This is a genomic window from Marinobacter profundi (assembly GCF_002744715.1).
GTDB classification, from domain to species: domain Bacteria; phylum Pseudomonadota; class Gammaproteobacteria; order Pseudomonadales; family Oleiphilaceae; genus Marinobacter; species Marinobacter profundi.
Genome location: NZ_KZ319392.1, coordinates 1 through 810, shown reverse-complemented (window position 1 = coordinate 810; position 810 = coordinate 1). Strand labels below are relative to the sequence as shown.

1 rRNA gene is annotated in these 810 nt (G+C 49.9%); it reads left to right on the top strand.

Going from position 1 to position 810, the window contains the following annotated elements:
- Window positions 1–209: 209 nt before the first annotated feature.
- A 23S ribosomal RNA gene (locus CLH61_RS18235) occupies window positions 210–810 on the top strand; the annotation flags it as partial.

The window sequence follows — 810 nt, the reverse complement described above, 5'->3', positions numbered from 1 at the left end:
TTTAACAAATTGGACGAGATAGAACACGAATATTCTTCTCTCATTATCTCCGAGAGAAGATGTTCAAAGTGATAACGATTTCAAGCGTTATCCGGTGTTGTCGTTGAAGTGGTTGTTGTATGACTTCAGTCGGCTGTCTCGAAACTACCTCCGATCAGGCTTGCCTGGTGAAGGGTGTGGGTTCGTGGTCAGTTGTCTTGGGGTTATATAGTCAAGCAACTAAGCGCATACGGTGGATGCCTTGGCAGTCAGAGGCGATGAAAGACGTGGAAGCCTGCGATAAGGTTCGGGGAGCTGGCAAACGAGCTGTGATCCGGACATCTCTGAATGGGGAAACCCACCAACCTTCGGGTTGGTATCTTGCACTGAATACATAGGTGTAAGAGGCGAACCAGGGGAACTGAAACATCTAAGTACCCTGAGGAAAAGAAATCAACCGAGATTCCCTAAGTAGCGGCGAGCGAACGGGGACCAGCCCTTAAGCTGAACAACTGGTAGGAGAAGGCTCTGGAAAGTGCCGCCATAGTGGGTGATAGCCCCGTATCCGAAACCTGAGTTCAGTGAAAACGAGTAGGACGGGACACGTGATATCCTGTCTGAAGATGGGGGGACCATCCTCCAAGGCTAAATACTCCTGACTGACCGATAGTGAACCAGTACCGTGAGGGAAAGGCGAAAAGAACCCCTGTGAGGGGAGTGAAATAGATCCTGAAACCGTATGCGTACAAGCAGTCGGAGCAGACTTGTTCTGTGACGGCGTACCTTTTGTATAATGGGTCAGCGACTTATGTTCAGTGGCGAGGTTAACCG